The sequence below is a fragment of the Micromonospora sp. CNZ322 genome (assembly GCF_007827755.1).
On record NZ_VITD01000026.1, the window covers coordinates 1 to 16,259 of the forward strand.

General features: G+C 69.0%; 15 protein-coding genes. 8 read left to right on the forward strand and 7 right to left on the reverse strand.

Translation table 11 applies throughout. The annotated features are described in order from the left end of the window. Positions 1-157: 157 nt before the first annotated feature. Positions 158-574 carry a VOC family protein gene (locus FB453_RS33460; protein ID WP_145796733.1) on the forward strand — a complete coding sequence of 139 codons (417 nt, stop codon included), beginning with the start codon at positions 158-160 and terminating at the stop codon, positions 572-574. Positions 575-658: 84 nt separating this feature from the next. Here FB453_RS33460 and FB453_RS33465 read toward each other — a convergent pair whose 3' ends face one another. Beyond that, a complete protein-coding gene (locus FB453_RS33465) occupies positions 659-2,113 on the reverse strand; it encodes an alkaline phosphatase PhoX (RefSeq protein ID WP_145796736.1) in 1,455 nt (484 codons plus the stop codon). A gap of 180 nt (positions 2,114-2,293) precedes the next feature. Between FB453_RS33465 and FB453_RS33470 the strand changes: the two genes are divergently transcribed. From FB453_RS33470 to FB453_RS33480, 3 genes are read left to right on the forward strand one after another with little or no spacing between them, the layout of a single operon-like run. Continuing rightward, complete coding sequence (locus FB453_RS33470) at positions 2,294-3,091, forward strand: ATP-binding cassette domain-containing protein (protein WP_145796738.1); 798 nt, start codon at positions 2,294-2,296, stop codon at positions 3,089-3,091. Continuing rightward, positions 3,088-3,849, forward strand: coding sequence for an ABC transporter permease (locus FB453_RS33475; protein WP_145796740.1), 762 nt, complete (start codon positions 3,088-3,090; stop codon positions 3,847-3,849). The genes FB453_RS33470 and FB453_RS33475 overlap by 4 nt, the downstream gene beginning before the upstream one ends. Positions 3,850-3,894: 45 nt before the next feature. Next, positions 3,895-4,674, forward strand: coding sequence for a MerR family transcriptional regulator (locus tag FB453_RS33480; RefSeq protein ID WP_145796742.1), 780 nt, complete (start codon positions 3,895-3,897; stop codon positions 4,672-4,674). A gap of 7 nt (positions 4,675-4,681) precedes the next feature. On the opposite strand, the gene FB453_RS33485 is transcribed toward FB453_RS33480, so the two are convergent. Beyond that, positions 4,682-5,635: a hypothetical protein gene (locus FB453_RS33485; protein ID WP_145796744.1), complete on the reverse strand. Its 954-nt coding sequence runs from the start codon at positions 5,633-5,635 to the stop codon at positions 4,682-4,684. Positions 5,636-5,664: 29 nt separating this feature from the next. Then, the gene (locus FB453_RS33490; RefSeq protein WP_145796746.1) at positions 5,665-6,261 is read right to left on the reverse strand and encodes a VanZ family protein; all 597 of its coding nucleotides are present in this window, start codon (positions 6,259-6,261) and stop codon (positions 5,665-5,667) included. Positions 6,262-6,620: 359 nt separating this feature from the next. On the opposite strand from FB453_RS33490, the gene FB453_RS33500 reads away from it, so the two are divergent. The 3 genes from FB453_RS33500 (at position 6,621) to FB453_RS33510 (ending at position 9,865) form a co-directional block, all read left to right on the forward strand. Next, complete coding sequence (locus FB453_RS33500) at positions 6,621-7,568, forward strand: alpha/beta fold hydrolase (RefSeq protein ID WP_145796749.1); 948 nt, start codon at positions 6,621-6,623, stop codon at positions 7,566-7,568. A gap of 426 nt (positions 7,569-7,994) precedes the next feature. Then, positions 7,995-9,233 carry a sensor histidine kinase gene (locus FB453_RS33505; protein ID WP_186718710.1) on the forward strand — a complete coding sequence of 413 codons (1,239 nt, stop codon included), beginning with the start codon at positions 7,995-7,997 and terminating at the stop codon, positions 9,231-9,233. Further along, positions 9,221-9,865: a response regulator transcription factor gene (locus FB453_RS33510; protein ID WP_145796753.1), complete on the forward strand. Its 645-nt coding sequence runs from the start codon at positions 9,221-9,223 to the stop codon at positions 9,863-9,865. The genes FB453_RS33505 and FB453_RS33510 overlap by 13 nt, the downstream gene beginning before the upstream one ends. A 140-nt stretch (positions 9,866-10,005) precedes the next feature. On the opposite strand, the gene FB453_RS33515 is transcribed toward FB453_RS33510, so the two are convergent. After that, complete coding sequence (locus FB453_RS33515; RefSeq protein ID WP_145796755.1) at positions 10,006-11,481, reverse strand: arabinofuranosidase catalytic domain-containing protein; 1,476 nt, start codon at positions 11,479-11,481, stop codon at positions 10,006-10,008. A 206-nt stretch (positions 11,482-11,687) separates the two neighbouring features. Between FB453_RS33515 and FB453_RS33520 the strand changes: the two genes are divergently transcribed. Continuing rightward, positions 11,688-12,701 carry a LacI family DNA-binding transcriptional regulator gene (locus tag FB453_RS33520; protein WP_091401000.1) on the forward strand — a complete coding sequence of 338 codons (1,014 nt, stop codon included), beginning with the start codon at positions 11,688-11,690 and terminating at the stop codon, positions 12,699-12,701. Between the two features lie 10 nt (positions 12,702-12,711). On the opposite strand, the gene FB453_RS33525 is transcribed toward FB453_RS33520, so the two are convergent. Genes FB453_RS33525 through FB453_RS33535 form a run of 3 tightly spaced genes read right to left on the reverse strand, consistent with a single transcriptional unit; the run spans position 12,712 to position 16,141 of the window. Continuing rightward, positions 12,712-14,424: an MGH1-like glycoside hydrolase domain-containing protein gene (locus tag FB453_RS33525; RefSeq protein ID WP_145796757.1), complete on the reverse strand. Its 1,713-nt coding sequence runs from the start codon at positions 14,422-14,424 to the stop codon at positions 12,712-12,714. 56 nt (positions 14,425-14,480) lie between these two features. Further along, positions 14,481-15,305 carry a carbohydrate ABC transporter permease gene (locus FB453_RS33530; protein ID WP_112585225.1) on the reverse strand — a complete coding sequence of 275 codons (825 nt, stop codon included), beginning with the start codon at positions 15,303-15,305 and terminating at the stop codon, positions 14,481-14,483. Beyond that, positions 15,302-16,141: a carbohydrate ABC transporter permease gene (locus FB453_RS33535; RefSeq protein ID WP_486480590.1), complete on the reverse strand. Its 840-nt coding sequence runs from the start codon at positions 16,139-16,141 to the stop codon at positions 15,302-15,304. The genes FB453_RS33530 and FB453_RS33535 overlap by 4 nt, the downstream gene beginning before the upstream one ends. Positions 16,142-16,259: the final 118 nt, after the last annotated feature.

Below are 16,259 nucleotides of genomic sequence, written 5' to 3' on the forward strand. Positions count from 1 at the left end.
CGACGCGTTACGACAAGACCGCGACCTCGTTCCAGGCCACAGTCACTATCGCTGCGCTACTCCAATGGTTGTGAACCTTTGAAGACACGGCCTAGGGCCTGTTCTAGCGCCCGGGGTACGAGGACAGCGGCGGCAGCGCGACTCATAAGGTGAGCGGATGTCGGTCAAGCAGGTACAAGTGACATTCGACTGCGCCGAGCCTGTGCGCGTCGGTCGTTTCTGGTGTGAGGTGCTGGGGTACGTCCCGCCGCCACCCCCGGAAGGGCTCGCCACCTGGGACGATGCCAATTTCGAGCAGGGTTCGTGGTTCGCGTGCAGCGACCCGTCGGGGGTGGGTCCGCGGCTGTACTTCCAGCGGGTGCCCGAGGGCAAGGTCGTCAAGAACCGGGTGCACCTCGACGTGCGGGTCGTGACCGGGCTCGTGGGCGAAGAGCGACTGGCCGCCCTTGAGGCCGAATGCGCGCGGCTGATCCCGCTCGGCGCGGTACGCGGGCAGTTGTTGCTCGCCGACGGCGAGAACGAGTCGTGCCTCAACATGCAGGACGTCGAGGGCAACGAGTTCTGTCTCGACTAGTGCCGCCTGCCGCGCATCTCCTGAGCGCGGCCGAACCTGACGGGGGCCAGGCGAGTTCGCCTGGCCCCCGACGTGTGGGCTTGCTCAGCCCAGGTACTTCTCCCACGGACCGGTGATGGCCAGGGTGAGGCCCGGGTCCTGCATGTTGACGAAGAGCACCTTGCCGTCGGCGCTGAAGGTCGGCCCGCAGAACTCCGAGTCGTTGAGCTGGTTGCGGGCGATCGCGTAGGTGGGTCCGCCCGGGATCGTGCTGAGCACGTGCGAGGCGCCCGAGCCGTCCTCGGCGAGCACGAGGCTTCCCCACGGGGTGACTGTCACGTTGTCCGGGCCGTCGAAGGTGAGGTCGGTGTACTTGACCGGCGAACCCTCCTCGGAGGCGGTCTGGTGCGGGAAGTACGTCACCAGCTGGATGGTCTGGTTCCTGTAGTTGTAGAACCAGACCATTCCGTCGTGCGGCGCCGCGTCCGCCGGCAGGTCACCCTCGTCCCAGGCGTACGAGTTGACCACGTACACGCCCTCGTCGGTGGCCCACACGCCCTCGAACTTGCGTCCGCGGGTGACCTGGCCGTCGGCGAACTGCTCGCGTACCGACTTGGTGCGCGCGTCGCGGTCCGGCACCTCGATCCAGCGGACCGGGAAGGGGCGACCCAGCTGGGCGGAGGTCAGGTAGGCGACGTCCGGCAGCACCGAACCGTCATCCATGATGATCTGCATCGCGGCGAGGACGCCGGCGTTCGGTGCGAGGCGGGTGAGCACGCCGGGGCCCAGCTTGACGCCGTGTGGCGCCGTCCAGCGGTAGAAGAGGCCGTTGGGCTCGTCGGCGTCCTCCGAGAGGTAGATCCGGGTGCGGTCCTTGTCGACGGCCAGGGCCTCGTGGGAGTAGCGGCCCAGGCACTTGATCGGCTTCGGGTCGGCGCTGCCGTCGGCCCACACCTCGAAGACGTAGCCGTGGTCCTTCTGGTAGACGCCGGACCGGTTGCCCTCTTCCCACGTGTCGCCGGCCCGGTCCTCGGTCTCCTCGCAGGTGAGCCAGGTGCCCCAGGGGGTCGGTCCGCCGGCGCAGTTGGAGATGGTGCCGGAGAGCGCCACGAACTCACCCAGGTTGCGGCCCGAGAGGTCGGTCTTGATCACGGTGCAACCGCCGGCGTCGACGGCGCCCGCGTCGTAGACCGTTCCCTTGACGTGCGGCACGCCGAACTCGGCGCCCGGGTCGATCTCGTGGTTCTGGATCAGGGTGTACCGGCCGTGGCCGGCGTCGTAGACGGCCATGCCGTCGTGGTCCGACGGGGTGGTGCCCTGGCCGCGGTCGAGCCGGGTGACGCCGGTCCGGGTGATCACGGTGTAGCTGAAGCCCTTGGGCAGGGCCAGGATTCCCTTGGGGTCGTCCACGAGCGGCGGGAAGGGCACGTTACCGGGCTTCACCGGCGGGTGCGGCCGGGCCGGGCTGGCCTGGGCCAGGGACGGCAGGCCGCCCGCGACGGCAAGACCGACGCCGGCGGCGGCGCCACTGGCGAGGAAGGTACGACGAGAGGAAGGCACGTGGATCAACTCCTGGTCAAGACGTAGTGCGACGACTGGCAGCCAACTCCTTCGGGCGGACAGCGACACGTCACCCGTGGGAGCGGGCGGTGACATCGGAGTGAAGAGTCAGGGTCGCGCACGCGTCGCCGAGCCGGTCGGCTTGACCTTGACGCTGCGTCAACCCTCCATGCTGCCGCCATGAGCAATTCGCACCCAACAGCTCAGGCCGAGCAACCCGCGATCCACGTGCACGGCCTGGAGAAGTCGTTCAAGCAGCTGAAGGTGCTGCGCGGCGTCGACATCGACGTCGCGCGGGGCAGCATCTTCGCCCTGCTCGGCTCCAACGGTGCCGGCAAGACCACACTGGTGAGGATCCTGGCCACGCTCCTCAGGGCCGACGGCGGGACGGCCCGGGTCGCCGGCTTCGACGTGGCGACCCAGGCCGTCGACGTACGGCAGTCGATCAGTCTCACCGGGCAGTTCGCGGCGGTCGACGAGATCCTCACCGGGCGGGAGAATCTGGTCCTGGTCGCCCGGCTGCGGCACCTCAAGGAGCCTGGTGCGATCGCGGACGACCTGCTGAGGCGCTTCTCCCTGACCGAGGCGGGCGCTCGGAGGGTGCGGACGTACTCCGGCGGCATGCGTCGCCGTCTCGACATCGCGATGAGCCTGATCGGGGACCCGCCGGTCATCTTCCTCGACGAGCCGACGACCGGGCTGGACCCGGAGGCGCGCATCGAGGTGTGGCAGGCGATCAAGGAACTCGCCCGTGGCGGCACGACGGTGCTGCTCACCACCCAGTACCTCGACGAGGCCGAACAACTCGCCGATCGGATCGCGATCCTCCATGAGGGACGGATCATCGTGAACGGCACCCTCGACGAGCTCAAGCAGCTCCTGCCACCCGCCGAGATCGAGTACGTCGAGAAGCAGCCCACCCTCGAGGACGTCTTCCTCACCCTCGTTGGCGCCAAGACGGAGAAGGAACAGCGATGAACAGGCACTTCCTCGGCGACACGGCGGTCCTGCTGGGGCGCTCGCTGCGCCACATCGCCCGCAGCCCGGACACCATCATCACGACAGCGGTCATGCCGATCGCCTTCATGCTGCTGTTCGTCTACGTCTTCGGCGGCGCGATCGAGACCGGCACCGACTCGTACGTGAACTATCTGCTCCCCGGCATCCTGCTCATCACGATCGCCTCGGGCATCTCGTACACCGCCTTCCGGCTCTTCCTGGACATGCAGGGCGGCATCTTCGAACGGTTCCAGTCCATGCCCATCGCACGATCCTCGGTGCTCTGGGCGCACGTGCTGACCTCGCTGGTCGCCAACCTGGTCTCGCTGGTCGTCGTCGTCCTCGTCGCACTGCTCATGGGCTTCCGCACCGGCACGAGCGTGCTGGGGTGGCTCGCCGTCGCCGGCATCCTGGTGCTGTTCACCCTGGCGCTGACCTGGATCGCCATCATCCCCGGCCTCACTGCAAAGTCCGTGGACGGCGCGAGCGCCTTCTCGTACCCCCTGGTCTTCCTGCCGTTCGTCAGCTCGGCCTTCGTGCCCACCGCGTCGATGCCCGGCCCGGTGCGCGCCTTCGCCGAACACCAGCCGGTGACCGCCATCGTCAACGCGATCCGAGACCTCTTCGCGCAGGAGCCGGTCGGATCGGGCATCTGGACCGCCCTCGCCTGGTGCGTCGGCATCCTCGTGGTGGCCTACCTGTTCGCCACACTTACCTACCGCCGCAAGATCTCCTGACCCGATGTCGGCCAGGGCTGGGCAGGGTAGGGGCAGGATCAGGGCATGCTGACGATCAGCCAACTCGCGGCGTACGCCGGCGTCACCGTGCGGGCGGTGCGGCACTACCACCAGATCGGCCTGCTGCCGGAGCCCGAGCGGGACGCCTCGGGCTACCGGCGGTACAGCGCGGGGGCGGTGGTGTCCCTCATCAGGATCCGGATTCTTGCCAACGCCGGCGTGCCGCTCTCCCAGATCGGTCAGATGCTGGAGGCCGACGCGTCGACCTTCGCGGTCGCGGTCGAGGAGATCGACAGGCAACTGGGCGACGAGATCGTACGACTGGAGGCCAGCCGGAAGCAGATCGCGCAACTCGCCGCCGGGGATCGTCTGGCGCTCGCACCAGAGGTGACCACCTACCTCGACCGGCTTCGGGACATTGGCGTCTCCGAGCGGGTGGTGGCGGGTGAGCGGGACAGTTGGATCCTGATGTCGGCTCGCTGGCCCGATCGCGTCCGCGAATGGATGCCCGGCAAGATCGCGCAGCTCGACGACCCGCAGCTCATTCGGCTCTACCGGATCCTGTCGGAGATCTTCGAGAGCGACACCGGCGACGACGCGCGTCTGGTGGAGGCCGCCGACATTCTGGCCAGCCTCGCCGAGCAGGCATACCACTCTGGCGAGATCGACCTCGGTGAGGTGGCGCAGGACGATCTACCGTTCGACCTGCTGGACGCGCTGGCCGTCGAGGCGGACCCGCGGGTGCAGCGACTGCTGGATCTGATGCGCGAGCGCGGCTGGGATGGTCTGGCGCGGCTGGAGCGGCTGGCTGAGCCGTCCACCTGATCGGACGTCAACTCTGTTGGTAGTTCACCGCGGCGAACCCGCACGGCTGGTGCACGTGCAGGTAGTAGGCGCCCTCGCCGAACTCGTCCAGGTCCGCGCCCCCGAGCAGACCCACGTAGTCCATCGGCTCCCCGCACCCGGGGCAGTCGGCGTGCTCGGCGTCCTGGATCCAGTCCGGTCGGCCGCCCAGGGTGGAGCCGCCCTGGTTCCAGGCGCTGGCCTGGTACGGGCTCGCCAGCGCAGGCCCCGCAACCGGGAGTTGGGTGGGCGGGTCTTCCGGTCCCCCACCGTCGCCCAGGTAGCTCGGCCGGGTGTTGTCGGCCCACCAGGTGGTGGCGCCGTCCGGCGTGACCCGGCTGTACAACGTCGTGTAGCAGGCGCAGAAGTTGCAGGTCTTGACGACCAGGCGGCCGGACCAGCCGGTGTGGGCCAGCGCGGCGCCGATGGCGGGCTCGGTGGTGTCGAGGTCGGCGGCGATCCAGAGCGGGGACGCGCACCAGGGGCAGGCGGTGCGGTCCGCGGGCGCTGGCGCGTCCCGCATAACCCACCGGTATGCGACGTCAGCGCACAGGTCCCGTCGGTTGCCGTCCGGGCCGATCGTCCAACCGCCCTCGGCCGCGTAGCTCGGCACCCTCACATGCAGGTCGTCCGCGCCGGCTGGTGGGCGCGTCGACCAGCGACGCAGGGCAGCCTCGGCAAGCGGGTGAGCGCTGTGGGCCAGGATGAGGAGTAGATGGTTGAGTCGGTCCGGCGTCCGCCCGCCGTCGACCTGCTCGATGACCCGGCCGACCACGTCGGTGCCCGCCGCCCGGTACAACGTCGCCGGCCACAGCAGGTCGAGGTCGAGCAGAGCCCCGTGGTACGCCGACAGCCTCTCTGGATCGGCAGCGGCGATCTCGCTCAACTCCTCGATCGCGTCGTCGTCCTCGTCTGCCGCTCTCCTGATCAATTCCTCGATCACGAGCGGATGCTAGCTCCCCCCTCCGACGCTCAGCGTCCCGCTGCCGGGGCCGGCTGAGGTCGACGATCAGTGGACGTGTCGGGTGTGTCGCGCCACCAGCGACGGGACGCCAGCGCCGCCAGCCCGGCGCCTGCGGCGTTGAGCAGGACGTCGTCCACGGACGACACCCGGTCCAGCCGCAGGACGTACTGCGCGGTCTCGACCAGGACCGAGCAGCCAGCCGCGAGCGCCAGGATCCGAGGCACCGATGCCAGCGCCGGGAACCGCAGCGGGGCGAAGAACCCCAGGGCCGCGAAGACGAGCAGGTTGCCGACGACTTGGAACGTCGCCGTCACCGGACCCCCGTCGGAGAAGATCGTGAGCAGGTCGCGCAGCGGCACCAGTGTCACCCGGCCGGAAACGGTGCCGGCCTGCTCACCCGGCAACATGATCATCCAGACCCAGGGGACCGTGCCGTAGACGATGCCGACGTCGGCCAGCGACGTCCGCCAGGCCGACGTGGCGCCGGTGGCACGTCGGCGGCGCGCCAGGGCCCACACCGCAAGGGCGGCCAACGGCAGGACGATCGCCGTGATGAGGACGACGCCGTTGAACGTGCCGAGCCAGCCGTGCCAACCCTTTACCATGCGACCCCCGCTTTCCGCCCAGCTCCGAAACCTACCCGGCCCGGGCGGCGGGCGATCGCCCGTTCGTGGCACCGCACCCACACGCTCGCCGAGCGGCCACCGGAGCCTGCGCTCGGGGCGATCGTGCTGATTGCCGTCCCGTTCATCGGTGCTGGTGGCTGGGTCGGTGACCGTCGGTCATCTTGACCAGGACGGATGCGGTTTTGAGCGGTACCGGCGGGCGCTGGTGCGCCCGACCCGGACCGGGCACCTGCCTCACGGGTTCTGATTTGCCCCTGGCGAGGGGTAGGGGTAACTCCCAATCCGACTGGGAGGTAGCAGGATCGAGCAAGATCCAGAAACCGTGGAAGCTCATTTCCATGACCACGCAGAAGATCTCCCGGTTCCATCGGGCCGCCCTGGCCCTCGTCCTTCCCGTCGCCGTGATAGCGGCAGCCGCCGGGTGTGATGACTCGGCGACGCCGAAGGCCGCGCCCGCGGCCAGTTCGGTAGCCGCGGTTCCCTCGACCTCGACAAGCGCGGCCGGCCCGGCAAGTGCGGCCCCCGCAGCGGGCTTGCATATGATCGCCAACAACGGGCATCAGCTTGCCTTCCACGTCACGCCCGGAAGTTCTCCCACCATCGTGCTGGACGCCGGCGGTGGCGAGGACTCCTCGTACTGGGATGCCCTGGTGCCGCAGCTGTCGCAGGCCACCGGATCGCAGATCATCACCTACGACCGGGCCGGTCTGGGCGCCAGCGAGGAGGTGAAGGGCCCATGGGACCCCAAGGCCGCCGCCTCCGACCTGCAGGCCGGTCTGCGTGAACTCGGCGTCACCCAGAACGTGGTCCTCGCGGGCCACTCGCAGGCAGGAGAGGTGGCCCACTACTTCGTCCTCGCGAACCCCGGCGTTGTCTCCGGGGCGGTGCTCATCGATGCCAACGTGCCGCGATTCTTCACCGACACCCAGACCCAACGCCTCGTCGCGCTAACCACGCCACAGATCGAAGAGCTCAAGAAGGCGCCGTCGACGAAGGCGAACCGCCAGCTCATCGCCACGGCCGACAACTTCGGTCCCACGCACCAGGCGTACCACAAGGTCTCCTGGCCCGACGGCGTTCCCGTCATCTATATCGTGTCGGACAAGACACCCTTCGATGGATCTCCTCAGGACGCTCAGGCCTGGCGCGACGCGGCAGCAGCATTCACCAAGGCGGGGCCCGACCGCACACTCGTCATCGCCGAGGGAAGCTCGCACGACGTTCCCCAGGACAAGCCCGCCCTGGTGCTCACGGAAATCGAACAGATGACCGCCACCGTCAAGTAAAGGCCGACCGGCGAGCCTGGTTGACCGGTGCTGCCCCGGCGTTCTCGGTCAACCAGTCTGCGTAGACGACCTCACCGGTCGAGATTCGGGGAGCGGGCCGGGAGTGCTTGCGCGATGGGTAGCGTGTGTGCGGGTGTCGATCGATCGAGCCGTCGATCGGCGATGCGAGCCTCCGTGGACCACGGACGGACACCATGGTCGGTGGATCCCACGCGACGTGGGGGACACCCATCGTGGGGAAGTGCGGATCGCCGGCCAACATGAGTCACCAGCCCGATGGTTCGGCACGATGCGCAATGATGGAGTGAGATGACCGATGACAGCGGAACCGCCCTGTCCGGCGGCTCCTCGCCCTCGCGGGAGGGCTCCGGGGCGGGTCGCGTCGCTCGCAGCGGTCCGATTCCGCGCTCCGCGCTGGCCCAGCGGATGAGCCTGCTGGGCTGGTCGCTGGTGCTGCTGTCGGGCGCGGTCCTAGGTGCCGTGCTGGCCACACTCTGGATCACCTCGATATCGGTCGCCGCGCTTGGCGCCGGAATCCCGCTGACCCTGCTCGCGACCGTACTGGTGCGCTGGTTTGCCGACCTGCATCGCCAGTGGGCCGCCGACCGGCTCGGTGAACCCGTGCCCGCCCGGCCCTATCAGCCGACGCCGGACGCCGGGTGGCCGGTGCGGCTCTGGACGATCCTGCGCGACCCGGCGACGTGGCGGGACTGGATCTGGTTGGTGGTCAACTCGATCACCATTTGGTTGAGTTGCGGACTGTCGCTGCTGTTCTTCGTCTTCGGAGTCGTCTACCTGGCCTATCCGCTCATCTATCAGCTGACGCCTTCTCAGGTATTCCGCACTCCGATGGGGGAGGGCTTCCGGCTGCACAGCGTCGCGCAGTCGTTCGGGCTGGTACCGCTCGGTCTGGTTATCCTTCTGCTCTGGTACGTCACTGCGGTGCGCCTCGCGAACCTCAACGCTCGGGTGATCCGCGCTCTGCTCGGCCCCACCGAACAGGCGCGCCTGCGGGCCCGCGTCCAACAGTTGGCGACCTCGCGAGCTGAGACCGTCGACACCCAGGCCGGTGAACTGCGCCGAATCGAACGCGACCTGCACGACGGCGCGCAGGCCCGGCTGGTGTCGCTGGGTATGAGCCTGGGCTTGGCCGAACAGTTACTGCCCAACGATCCGCAGGCCGCCCAGCAGTTGCTGGCCGAGGCCCGCGAGTCGACCTCCAGCGCCCTCACCGAGCTGCGCGACCTGGTACGAGGCATCCATCCGCCGGTACTGGCCGACCGTGGCCTGGACGGCGCACTCAAGGCCTTGGCCCTGCTCAATCCGATTCCGACCACTGTGGTGACCCGCCTACCCGGACGGCTGCCGGCCCCGATCGAGTCCGCGGCCTACTTCGCCGTCGCCGAGGCCTTGTCGAACGCCATCAAGCACGCCCAGGCCCAGCAGATCCGGATCACCGTCGAGTTCGCACCCCACCGGGGCGGCGCTGCCGGGGAACTGACGATGCTGGTGTCCGACGACGGCCGTGGCGGTGCTTCGATCGATTCCGGCACGGGCCTGCGTGGCATCGTCCGTCGCCTGGCGGCCTTCGACGGCACGCTGACCGTTGACAGCCCGCCGGGCGGACCTACCGAGGTGAGGATGTCGCTGCCGTGCGTATCGTGATAGCGGAGGACCTCGCCCTGCTCCGCGAGGGCCTGATCAGGATCCTGCGGGCCAATTCATTCGAGGTCGTGGAAGCCGTTGACAACGGCCCCGCGCTGATCCGGTCGCTGACGACGCACCGCCCCGACGTGGCCATCGTCGACGTGCGGTTGCCGCCGACCTTCACCGACGAGGGGCTGCGTTCCGCGATCGAGGCCCGCCGTCAGATTCCAGGGCTGCCCATCATGGTGCTGTCGCAGTATGTCGAGCAGATCTACGCCAGGGAGCTGATGTCGGATCGCGCGGGCGCGGTGGGCTACCTGTTGAAGGACCGGGTTACGGACGTCGACCAATTCGTCGCCAGTGTCCGGCAGGTCGCTACCGGCAGCACCGTTATGGACCCCGACGTGGTGAGTGCGCTACTCACCCACCGCTCCACCGACCCTAAGCTCCTGGAGCTGAGCCCACGCGAGCATGAGGTCCTCACCCTGATGGCCGAGGGCCGCTCGAACGCCGCGATCGCCGCCCGGATGTTCGTCACCGAGAAAACCGTGAGCAAACACAGCAACAACATCTTCACCAAGCTCGGTCTCATGCCCTCCGAGGACGATAACCGCCGCATCCTGGCGGTCCTCGCCTACCTGGAAGGCTGAGTCCTTGGCCTCTGCCCCACCATGAGTGCGACCGAGGAACTGCCGAGCAACAAGGGCCGGTGGGGCGACGACAAGAACTCACGATCGCGCCGCCCCCGGCGGCGCTGAGGGGGCGGCACGACGACCGGTCCTGCGGTGGGTCAGCTGCGGGTGGACCACCGCTGGTTGGTGCCGCCGTTGCAGGCCCAGAGGATGAGCTTGGTGCCGTTGGCGGTGGCGGCGCCGTTGGCGTCGAGGCAGAGCCCGGACTGGACTCCGGTGATGGTGCCGTTGGAGTTGAGGTTCCACTGTTGGTTGGTGCCGCCGTGGCAGTCCCAGATGATGGCCTGGGTGCCGTTGGTGGCGCCCTGACCGGAGGCGTCGAGGCACTTGTTGCCGTACACCTGGAGTTGTTTGCCGGCCGTGTAGGTCCAGCGCTGCGCGGTGTTGCCGGTGCAGTCCCAGAGTTGGACCTGGGTGCCGTTGGTGGTGCTGCCGTTCGGTACGTCGATGCAGCGGCTGGACTGGGCACCCACGACCTGGACGTTCTGTTGCGGGTTGCCGCCGCCGGCCGGCGCGTAGGCGGCGGCGTTGATGTTGGCCTGGACGGCGTTCTCGGTGGCCGCCGTCGGGTAGCCGGACGTCAACACACCCTCGAAGAAGGTGCCGCGACCGGTGATGCTGTTGTCACCGCCGATGCCGAGCAGGATGGCGCCTTCCTTCTTCATCGGGCGGTAGCCGTTGGGGCGTGGCCCGTCGAAGTAGGTCGTCAGGCTGCCCGACTGGGCGTTGCCGCCCCGGATCGCCCAGTGGTTCGGTTCGCCCTTGACCATGGCGGTGACGAAGCGGTGGTTGATCGACGCGATGTTGTTGTAGCCCGCGTTGACTCCGGAGAACAGCCCCCACTCCAGATCGGCCATGATCCAGGGGCCGGCTCCCGCCCCGTAGCCCCACTGCTTGTTGGCGCCGAAGTAGACGGTCTCCATGATGGCGCGTTCGTCGGCGAGGTTGTTGGTCTGCGCGTTGCCGTAGTCGAAGCAGCACCACTGGTTGTAGTGCGTGCCGTCGACGACCGCGTAGATGCCCTCGGGCTGGTCGCCGGTCGCGACACCGTTGGTGTTGTTGTTGCGGTAGCCGGTGCCGGGGGCGATGTAGACGCCGTACGCCTTCTGGCCCCCGACGGTGACCGGTGCCGCCTTCGCGTCGGCGAGGTTGTCGAATCCGCCGGGAGCGGGGCCGACGAAGTAGCCGGGGGGCGCCTGGGTGAGACGGTTGTTGCGGCCGGACTGGTCGTAGATGATCGTGATGACGCAGTTGGTGTTGGCGCAGAACGTGTCCTGGGTGGCGGCGTTGGCGTAGCCGCCCTCACTGAGCACACCGACGTCACGGGTGGTGTTGTCCGACGACCGTCGGACCTGGTAGAGCGGGCCGTTGTACGCGCCGTACAGCGCGCGGGTGGTGCTGTGGGCGGCCACGCACGGTGTGCCGCCGGAGGCGTAGATGTCACACGGGCCCGTGCCGGCGGCGTGGGCGACGCCCGGGGCGTCCGAGACCACATAGGCGCCAGCGCCGACGACGAGGACGAACAGGGTCCCGGCGGCGGCCGTCAGGCGACCCAGTTTTCTCTTCACGTTCATCGGATCCTTTCGGGTGCGTGGTGGGGGTGGGGTGCGGCGATGGAATTTGACGTCACACGTCATACCTGTGACATTAATGGTCGTCCATCTATTGGCGCTAGTTGGAACGCGTTGGTCATCGATCGATGAGCCTGAGGACGGATATGCTGGTCGGCGGAGCAAGGTGCGTCCCCGTGTCGGGGCAAAAATCGATTCGAGGGCGATTGATGAACATCGGGGAGATCGCTCGCCGGGCGGGGGTGTCCCGCAGCACCGTCTCCTACGTGCTCAGCGGAAAACGCAGCGTGTCGGAGGCGACCCGGCAACGGATCCAGTCGGTCATCGACGAGTTGGACTACCGGCCGAACGCCAGCGCCCGTGCTCTCAAGGAGGGGCGCACCCGCACCCTCGGGCTGGTCATCCCGCCCGCGAGCCAGCGGTTGACCGACATGCAGCTGGGCTTCGTCGCCAGCGTCGTCGAGGCCGCCGCCCGCCACGACCTCGACGTGCTGCTGTCCCCCTCCGGTGGCGACCATGACCGGTCGTTCGAGCGGATCGTCACCGGGCGTCGGGTGGACGGCGTGGTCCTCATGGAGATCCGGTTGGCGGACGACCGGGTGACCCGGCTGACCAAGGCCGGGCTGCCGTTCGTCACCATCGGCCGGACCGCCGAACCGCACGGAATGAGCTGGATCGACATCGACTACGCCGGGCTGATCGCCCGGTGCGTGCAGCACCTGGCCGACCTGGGGCACCGGCACGTGGCACTCGTGAACCGGTCCGCCGAGTTGGTGGCCGCCGGGTACGGCCCCAGCCATCGCGCGCTGACCGGCTTTCGTGCGGCGGCGGCGGAGCGGGGGTTGACCGGCGTGGAGGTCTGCAGCGGCGACGACACCGCCTCCGGCGAGGCGTGTATGGAGCAGCTGCTCGCGACGCACCCGGAGGTCACGGCGGTGGCCACCATCAACGAGGCCGCACTGCCCGGAATGCAGCGCGCGTTGACCGGCGCCGGGCTGTCTGTGCCACGCGACTTCTCCGTCACCGGAGTCGCCGCGCAGCACTGGGCGGAGGATTTCCGCCCGCCGCTGACCGCCGCCGACGTGCCGATGGTCGAGATGGGGGCCGAGGCGGTGTCGCTGCTTCTGGAGATCATCGCGGCTCCCGGCGCCGTGCCGCGACACCGCCTTTACAGCCCGCCCATCTCGTTGCGTTCCAGCACCGGCCCGGTCCGGGGCCGCTGATCCGACAGGACTACCCGCCCCAGACCCGCCGTTCCTCCTGGGCGGCGGCGAGGATGAGATAGCTGCTGGCGGTCCAGGTGTAGGCGCGGTCCCGCAGCCCGGTGCCGGTCTCGGCGTCGAAGTTCTCCGCGAAGCCGGACTTCTCGCACAGCGCGAGGAACCGCCGACTGATGTCGTCGGCGATCCTGGTCTGCCCGGCCCGGCGCAGGCCGTCCTCGACCAGGACGGTGGAGGGCGCCCAGATCGGGCCACGCCAGTAGCCGTCGGCGAGGTAGTGGGCCGAGTCCGTCGGCTCGGTGGCCAGCCCGTGCGTGGTCAGGTGGCTTTCGATGCCGCGCGCCAGCGCGGCGGCGACCGGGGCCGGCAGATCGGCCCCGAGCGCGACGGGCATCAGGTCGAGCAGGCTGCGGCTCGCGCGCCGGTGCCCGGTGTGGGGGTCCCGGGCGCAGAAGCGTTCACCGTCCCACAGGTCGCGCAGCATGGCCCGATGGATCCGGTCGGCCTCCCGGGACCAGCGGGTGGCGGGCTCACCCAGCTCGGTGGCGAGGTCGGCGAGGCAGCGAAGCTGCGAGACCAGGAACGCGGCGAGGTCAGCCGTCTCGAGGACCCGGTTCTCGTCGAAGGTGGTGGCGTTGTCCCAGCCGCTGTCGTTGCCGTGCTGGTAGTGCGGCAGGTCGTGGCCGGGGGCGCGTCGCGCGTCGAGCCAGAACCCGGTCCAGCGGGTGAGCCGGTCGTACGTCTGCGCCAGCGCCGCCCGATCCGGCGGCTGGGGAAGGCGTCGGCGCAGGTGCCGGAGGGCCCATCCGTGGATGGGGGGCTTGACGTAGTTGTGCAGCACCTCGGAGTGGGTGACCGAGTCGGGGAGGGCGCCGGCCTCGTCCTGGTGGTCGAAGGGCAACTGGAACTGGTGCCAGGCCAGCTCCGGCTCGCCGGCCGCCAGGGCGATCGCGTTGAAGCAGTGGTCCCAGCTCCACACCTTGTCCATCCAGTGCTTGGACATCAGGACGGCCGGCCGGCTGACGAAGCCCGCCGGGGCGACAGTGGCCGACCACAGGACGTACGCGGCCAGCTCGGCGGCCGGGGTCTCCGGGCCGCGCCAGGGCGCGATCGCGTCGACGAACGCGGTGAACTCCGCGAACCGGTCGCGGCACAACTGCTCGAAGGTGACGGCTCCGACGTATGGGCGGCGGGCGGTGGCGTACTCCTCGATCGCGATCTCCCAGGGCTGGTCGCCGCGAAGGTCCAGGGACCGGTCGGCGGTGCCGAGCGTCTGCGCGCCGTCGGTCCGCAGCAGAGCGCCGGAGAGCACCGTGATGCGGTAGCGGCGACCGGTCTCGTACGAGGTGAACACGTGTGATCCGTCGACCGGATCGGCGTACAGGTAGGTCCCGCTGAACGGGGTGAGGGTGTGCGCGGCGGCGGCCACCCGCAGGCCGAGCCGGTGGCCACGGATCCGCAGGGTGTCCGGCCCGTCGTAGACGGCCTCGATCCGGTCGGCTCCGTTGCGCCAGGTCAGCAGCGCGGGCGTGGCGACGACTGTGGTGCCGGCGACGGTGGGGGTGAGCCGCAGTACGGGGTGCAGCCCGGTCTGGTGGGAGACCAGGTGCAGATCGTCGGCGTACGTCTTCTCGGCTACCACCGGGGAGATGTTGAACCAGGATCCGCGGTAGCTGAAGGGGATGTCCTGGATTCCGAACTCCGGACCGGACGGGGCGACGGTCATGGGTGGCGGGTGCCTTTCTGTGGTGCGGGTGGTCAGTCCTCGACCGCCGCGGATGGTCAGTCCTTGACGGCGCCGGCGGTCACACCCATCGAGACGTACCGCTGGGCCAGGATCAGCAGCACGGCGGCGGGGATCGAGGCGACGACGGCGGTGGCCATGATGGCGTTCCACTGCTGGTTGTTGTTGCCGATGTAGTGGTAGATGCCGAGGGTGATCGGCTGGTGGTCGCCGCCGCCGGCCAGGGTCGAGGCGAAGATGAAGTCCGACCAGGACCACAGGAACGCGAAGAGCGACACCGTGACGATCGAGTTGCGGCTGACCGGCAGCACGACCGACCAGAAGGTCCGCAGCCGACCGGCGCCGTCGACCACGGCGGCCTGGAGCAGTTCGTCGGGGATCCCGGACATGAACGCCGTGAAGATCAGGACAGCGAACGGCACCGCGAGCGTCGTGTCGGCCAGGATCAGGCCGGGCAGCGTGTTGAGGACGCCGAGGGTGAGGTAGATGGCGTAGAAGCCCATCGCCATGATGATCCCCGGGATCATCTGCGCGATCAGCAGCAGGAAACTCAGCGCCGGGCCACCCGGTGGGCGGAGCTTCGCCAGCGCGTAACCGGCGGGCGCGGCAAGCGCCACGGTCAGCGCCACAGTGCCGAGGCCGACCAGGAAGCTGGTGCCGAGGTACGGCAGTTGCTGGTCGAGCACCGCCCGGTAGCCGTCCAGGGTGCCGTTGGTGGGGAACAGGTGCGGGGGACTGGCCCGCATGTCCTGGTCCCGGGTGAAGGACACATTGATCATCCAGTAGACGGGGAAGAGCATCAGCCCGGTCAGCACCAGGCCGACGCCGGTCTTCCACCAGGCCCGAGGCGTCGAGGTGGTCATCGCAGCTGCTGCCTCCGCTCGATCCGGATGTAGACGAGGCCGGCGATCAGAGCCAGCACGATGAGCAGGTTCCCGATGGCCGCGCCCGGGCCGAACTCCGGCAGCAGGTTGCCGAAGCCGAGCCGGTACGACCAGGTGGCGAGCGTTGCCGAGGAGCCGGTCGGGCCGCCCTTCGTCATGATCCAGATGATGTCGAAGACCTTCAGCGTGTAGATCAGCCCCAGCAGCAGCGTGATCAGGGAGACGGGACGCAGCAACGGGAAGGTGATCCCCCAGAACCGTTGCCACCCCGTCGCGCCGTCGAGCGCGGACGCCTCGTACATCTCGGTCGGGATCGCCTGTAGGCCGCTGTAGAGCACCACCAGGTTGAACGGGATGCCGATCCAGACGTTCGCGATGATCACCGAGGTGAGTGACCAGCCCGGCGAGGTGAGCCAGTTGACCGGGTCGATCCCGACGACGCCGAGCGCCGCGTTGACCAGCCCCGAATCGCTGTTGAGCAGCCACGACCAGGTCGACGCCGAGACGATCAGTGGCAGCAGCCACGGTACGAGGATCAGCGCCCGCAGCGTGCGCGACAGCGGGAAGTGCTGGTGGAAGAAGAGGGCCAGGGCCATGCCGATGGTGAACTGGAAGGCGAGCGAGGCCGCGGTGAAGACCAGTGTGTGCGTCAGCGTCGGCCCGAATGCCGGGTCGGTCAGGACCGTCCAGTAGTTGTCGAGGCCGGCGAAGGGCGCCCCGCCCTGCACGAACGAGCGGACGGTGTACTCGCGCAGGCTCAACTCGACGTTGCGGTAGAGCGGGTAGGCGTAGAAGGCCGCCAGGTAGATGGTCACGGGTGCCAGGAAGCCCCACGCCCACCATCGGCTCAGCCGGCGGGCACGGGACGGGGGAGGCCCGGGTGGGGCAGCGGTCGCCGCCCCACCCTGGTCCCGTACGGCGGTGGAGGTCTCT